The organism is Micromonospora sp. NPDC006431 (assembly GCF_042870725.1).
In the GTDB taxonomy this organism is placed as follows: domain Bacteria; phylum Actinomycetota; class Actinomycetes; order Mycobacteriales; family Micromonosporaceae; genus Micromonospora.
The window spans coordinates 1-4,977 of the sequence record NZ_JBIAHQ010000064.1; the positions used below are offsets into that span (position 1 = coordinate 1).

Consider the following 4,977-nt stretch of genomic DNA (forward strand, 5'->3'; position numbering starts at 1 on the left):
AGAAAGTCCTCTTCGCGCGTGGCAACTGTTTTCCTCTCCAGATCGACCAATTCTACTTGGTCCACCTGTCCGGAAAACCCGTGGCGGCTCAGGGTTCGAGTCCCTTCGGGCGCGCAGCAGATCAAGGGCCGGTGTCCCAGCACGGGAGACCCCCTTGATCGTGTGTGTTGGCCCCCACGACTGACCCCTACACCTACACGTCGAAGAGGAGCCCGAGGCTTTCCACCGCGTCCTGCTGCACCCTCCGGGTCGCCTCCACGTAGATCGACTTCGTGACCGTTGGGGGGCTGTGCCCCAGCACGTCCTGAATCCGTTCGAGCGGCACGCCCTGGTCGTAGAGCAGCGTCGCGCACGAGTGGCGCAGGTCAGACGCGAATGCGACGAACACCCGCGGCGGCGTCGATAATCATCCGCGATGATGGCCGACGTGGAAGAGGTCAAGGTCGTCGTCGCAACGAGCGCGCGACCCGTCGGCGACGTGTTTCTGAAGATCGACGCTGATCAGACGCGCACCGACGTCGAGGTCGAAGCGATGGCTCTGGCGCCGATCCCGACTCCGCAGGTCCAGTGGCGCAAGCCACCCGTGCACGCGCTCGCCGCCCTGCCAGGGGTGGCACTGGGCTGCCTCGGCGAGTAGGGGAAGTTGTCAGTCCTGGTAGGTCCGGCGATGCCACCCGCCAGGGCAGTGGTTCACCATTCCACCTTGCCTTGGGACTGGAATCGGGCAGGGTGCACGTGCGGGGCCAGTCGTTCTCCAGCGGCGAGGTTGTCACGCCAGTAGCGATAGGCTCCCCCCGACGGGGGTCCACCTCGACGCTCAGTGCTGGTCGAAAATGCGAGGCGTGAAGGTGCGACAGAGACGCCGCTGGTACGGCGACTGCCACGAATGCGGGCATGACTGGCGCGAACACGAGCCGCCGGAGCCGTGTAGCGAGTGCCAGTACGAGATCGAGCACCAGGAGCCCGGTGCTCCCGTCGCTGCATGCACGGCGATTGCGCCGCCGCCGCCTGCTCGTTGACGACAACCTGTTGCTACCGGTGGCTGTCGACAGCAACGGCGACAGCAACGGGCCCAACCACCGGAGGCCGGCGACGGCCAGAGACGGACGACGGGCCGAGGTCGCGGACGAGGACGGATGCGCCCGGACGGCCTGCACAGAGCTTGTAAACGAGATGGCCGGCCACGGATATGCGCCGCATCCCTGCCAACGCCGCGTCGCGATGCGACGCGCGGCTCAGCCCTCGCTTGCCGTTGGGAGGGTCTTCACGATCGCCGTAGCTAGGGATGTCGCCTTTTCCTGAGCCATGGCGGTGACCTCGGCAGCGGTGTTCAGCTTGCGTGTCGAGAAAGTGAGCGCCTCGATGCTGATCAGCAACCGACCGTGCGCGAGGATCAGCCGCGCATCGCCGGGCAGGAATGTCATTCCGCCTGCGGTTTCCGGGTCCACTCGGCTCACTGTCGCCGTGGTCAGCCGCGCGGTCGTCGACTCGATGGTCACCGTGCGTGCGCCCCACCTGGCAGTCGCCATGCCCGTGACGAGGCGGAAAGCCTCCCTCGGGCACGGTGCGGTGCGGGCCGCACGTGCGGTCGCGACGGCCGCGGGGGCATCGGGCAGACCTATCACTGTGACGTCTAGGAGGGTCGTCGGACGCTGGACGTTGGTGAAGGACGACACGGGGTTGACCTCGAGGCCGGCGCCCCACACCTGATCGAACTCCAACCCGCCCACCTTCGACCGGTCGGGGTCGGCGATGAGCAGGTCGCAGGGTCCGTACCACTCGCCGACCTCGATCTCGCGCTCCCGGATGTCGTCGCCGACACCGGCCTGCCCGACCAGCCCGCGGATGGCCGCCATCAGGGCCTCGGGCTCGCTGGGTGATGCCGACGGCGCGGGGTTCACCGACGGCGATGGGGGTGGTGGCGGGACGGCCTGTTTCACGCAGCCGGCAAGCCCCGCTACCACCAGCACGCCCGCGACGAACGCTCCGCCGCGCATCCGATCAACCACGATCATTGATGCCCCGCTTCCATTTGGGGCGGAGCATACTGTTCGTCGCGTCCGACGGCTGCCCTGCCGTTTCGCGGCAACAACTCCGCTGCCGTGCGCCAGGCAACGATCAATAGCGACCTCTGGCGGCGTTCCTGGTCGACGAGGCGATTCGGCTCCGCATCGAGCGGCTGGTCCCAGTGGCAGTCGCTCGCCTGGTCGGGACCCTGACGGCGGTCACGCCGAGGCGGCCTTGGCGCCCAACCGCTGCCCCGCCCTACGGTTGGTCAGGCCGTCATGGCGGCTTCGCGGCGGCCGGGCGAGCGGATCGGGCCGGACAGGTCGCCTCGCGTGACGGCTGCAGCCACGATGCGCTCGGCGCGGCGTCTGCGCATGCGCAGGACCGGCGCGGTCACGCCCTGCTCGGCGGCCAGGTGCTCGATCAACGCGTCGCCGAACCGGGTCGCGCTGATCAGCTCGGCGGCTTCGGCGGTGATCAGGCCGGCGACGGCTGCTCGCCCGAGCAGCAGGTCCGGGTGCCCGTAGGGCATCCTCGGCGACCGCGAGCCGCTGGGCAGGTCCAGCGGCAGTTCCTCCCCGTCGTCGGCTTTGATGACCGCGGCGCCGGCGCGCCATGCCGCCCAGCACAGCCGCAGCCACAGCCGGGCAGGGGCGAGGTCCGCGGTGCGCAGTGCGTGGAGGAACCCGGCCAGAACTTCGGAGTCCACGTCGTCGGCGTGCCTGGCGTGGCCGCGGCTGATTTTCGCGGCGAGGTGCGTCAGTGCGGGCAGAGCCACACCGATCGCGCCGACGACCCAGGCGGGTCCCCGTTCGCGGGCGTGGTGGGCCAGCTGCCGCCACAGCTCGTCGGTGGTGTCGCTGTCGTACCGCTCGCACACCAGCAGGCTACGCAGCTCGCCCAGCGGCAACATCGCGTCCGGCAGGCCCGGCACCGGACGCGCGTCGAACACCAGCGGCGCGGGTTCGCAGGCCAGCAGCTCGAACGCCTTCTCGGCGGTGGTCAGGGCCGTGTCGGCCGTCCTCGTGCGGGTGGTCGTTGCCATGATGATGCCCTCTCGAAGGGGAGCGCTTCGCGATGTGCGACGGCTCCGAGACCTCGATTGGGACAGCCCGACCTGACACCACGAGCGGTTGTCAGACCGGGACAGGTCGTGCCCAGTGGTGTCAGGTTCGCTGCTGCGCCGGCCGCCCGCGCCCACCGAGGTGGCCGTCAGAGATCGGGCTGACTGGATCTGTCAGGGCCGGGGCGGGTTCGATCGGCCTGTCAGCGGCGCACTGAGGACCGTCAGTACGCCCGCCGGTCCGGGGGCCACCATGCCCATGACCGAGAGAAACCATCACAACGCACCCGTCCCCGTCGGGGACGTGGTGCCCGGCGACCCGCCCGTGCCCATCACCGTCTGGCCGATACCCGCCCCGCAGCCGGGCGAGACCATGTCCCACGCGATGGGCATGCGGCTGGTCTACAACCTCACCCACCCGTCCGACCTGATCATCGACCTGACCGAGGGGCCGCAACTTGCCGGCGCCATCCTCGCCGCTCACCGCCACAGCCACCTGCAGGCGGCGTGTTCGACGGTCTGGGGGAGCGAGGCGGCGATGCTGATCGTCACCGGCTGGCCACTTGCCCCCGACGCCGGCGTACCGGTCGAGTTCTTCGCTCGTGGTCGGGCGAAGCTCCTACCCGGCGGCTGCCTGGTCGTGCTGCTGGCGCACGGCGACCCGATCCTTCCGGTCGACGTCGTCATCGCGGCCAAGCAGGCAGGTCTGTCCTACCTGCAGCACATCGTGGCGGCCGACCAGCCACCCACGCGCGGCCAGCCGACACAGCTGGATATCCACACCGACGTCCTGGTCTTTGCCCGCCCGACCGCGGGAGGCGACGGCGATGCCTGAGCCGATGCCGATCACGTCCGTGTGGCTGACCTGCCAGCAGCCCTCTCGCGACCAGCGACGCGGCCGGTACGTACCGGCCTCGTCCACGCACCCGGGCAAAATGCTGCCCCACCTCGCCGCGCACGCCATCGCCGCCTACACCACATCGGGGGACCTGGTGCTCGACCCGATGTGCGGGTCGGGCACCACTCTCGTCGAGGCCATGCACCTCGGGCGGCACGCGCTCGGCGTAGACATCGAACCGCGGTTCACCGCCTTGGCGGCCGCGAACGTCGCCCTCGCCGCGTCTCAGGGCGCCGCCGGCACGGCGAACGTCGTCACCGGCGACGCGACCAGGCTGCTCGATCTCGCCCCCGCGTCCGCGGTCGGCGAGGTCGGACTCGTGCTCACCTCACCGCCGTACGGACGATCCACCCACGGACTGGTCCGGATGACCGGCACCGGGGTCAGGAAGAGGGCCCACCTGTACGGCGACCGCGCAAGCGGCAACCTCGCCTACGCCGGATGGTCCGGGCTGCTCGACGGGTTCGCGGCGATCCTGGCCGCCAGCTACCAGCTGCTGCGTCCCGGCGGCACGGTGGTCATCACCTGCCGACCGGTACGCCGCCGCCCGGACGACTTCATCGACCTGCCCGGTGAACTCCTGACCGTCGCGCAGCAGGTCGGGCTGACACCGGTGCAGCGGTGCGCGGCGATGCTCGCCGCCGTCCGCGACGGCCAGATCGTGCACCGCGCCTCGATGTTCGCGCTGATGGCCGTCCGTAAGTCCAGAGCCGAGGGCCTCCCCGTGCACCTCGTCGCGCACGAGGATGTGCTCGTCCTGCGTCGCGATGTCGTACGTCCTGCCGGTACCGCAACCGTCACCGGCCCGACCTCCTAACAGCCGGCGCCGCCAGCGCAGGTCGAGTCAACACATCCCAGTGGCCCCTTGTCGCAAAAAACCGACGGGGCGGGGGGGGGGGGGGGGCCCCCCCCCCCCCCCCCCCCTTTTTTTTGTTAAAAAATAAGTGAAGAAAAAAACACACGAAAAAAAAACAACAAAACAACCGCGCCCACCCACCGGGGTATGAAG

General features: G+C 69.5%; 6 protein-coding genes. 3 read left to right on the forward strand and 3 right to left on the reverse strand.

The annotated features are described in order from the left end of the window. Positions 1-193: 193 nt before the first annotated feature. Positions 194-388, reverse strand: a complete 195-nt coding sequence (locus ACFYM6_RS35935; protein ID WP_387281967.1) for a tyrosine-type recombinase/integrase — start codon at positions 386-388, stop codon at positions 194-196. A 27-nt stretch (positions 389-415) separates the two neighbouring features. Between ACFYM6_RS35935 and ACFYM6_RS35940 the strand changes: the two genes are divergently transcribed. Continuing rightward, entirely contained in the window at positions 416-637 is a 222-nt protein-coding gene (locus ACFYM6_RS35940) for a hypothetical protein (protein WP_387281969.1), read from the forward strand. A 598-nt stretch (positions 638-1,235) separates the two neighbouring features. Here the strand turns inward: ACFYM6_RS35940 and ACFYM6_RS35945 are convergent. Both ACFYM6_RS35945 and ACFYM6_RS35950 read right to left on the reverse strand, forming a co-directional pair. Then, positions 1,236-2,015, reverse strand: a complete 780-nt coding sequence (locus ACFYM6_RS35945; RefSeq protein WP_387281971.1) for a hypothetical protein — start codon at positions 2,013-2,015, stop codon at positions 1,236-1,238. A 260-nt stretch (positions 2,016-2,275) separates the two neighbouring features. Further along, complete coding sequence (locus ACFYM6_RS35950) at positions 2,276-3,052, reverse strand: hypothetical protein (RefSeq protein WP_387281972.1); 777 nt, start codon at positions 3,050-3,052, stop codon at positions 2,276-2,278. A gap of 277 nt (positions 3,053-3,329) precedes the next feature. On the opposite strand from ACFYM6_RS35950, the gene ACFYM6_RS35955 reads away from it, so the two are divergent. Then, complete coding sequence (locus tag ACFYM6_RS35955) at positions 3,330-3,905, forward strand: hypothetical protein (protein ID WP_387281974.1); 576 nt, start codon at positions 3,330-3,332, stop codon at positions 3,903-3,905. Continuing rightward, complete coding sequence (locus tag ACFYM6_RS35960; RefSeq protein WP_387281976.1) at positions 3,898-4,785, forward strand: TRM11 family SAM-dependent methyltransferase; 888 nt, start codon at positions 3,898-3,900, stop codon at positions 4,783-4,785. The genes ACFYM6_RS35955 and ACFYM6_RS35960 overlap by 8 nt, the downstream gene beginning before the upstream one ends. The last annotated feature ends 192 nt before the right edge of the window (positions 4,786-4,977 follow it).

Bases quoted from the DNA above. Each gene is read 5' to 3' on its own strand.
- ACFYM6_RS35940 (WP_387281969.1), top strand. From the start codon at position 416: ATGATGGCCGACGTGGAAGAGGTCAAGGTCGTCGTCGCAACGAGCGCG.
- ACFYM6_RS35945 (WP_387281971.1), bottom strand. From the start codon at position 2,015: ATGATCGTGGTTGATCGGATGCGCGGCGGAGCGTTCGTCGCGGGCGTG.
- ACFYM6_RS35950 (WP_387281972.1), bottom strand. From the start codon at position 3,052: ATGGCAACGACCACCCGCACGAGGACGGCCGACACGGCCCTGACCACC.
- ACFYM6_RS35955 (WP_387281974.1), top strand. From the start codon at position 3,330: ATGACCGAGAGAAACCATCACAACGCACCCGTCCCCGTCGGGGACGTG.
- ACFYM6_RS35960 (WP_387281976.1), top strand. From the start codon at position 3,898: ATGCCTGAGCCGATGCCGATCACGTCCGTGTGGCTGACCTGCCAGCAG.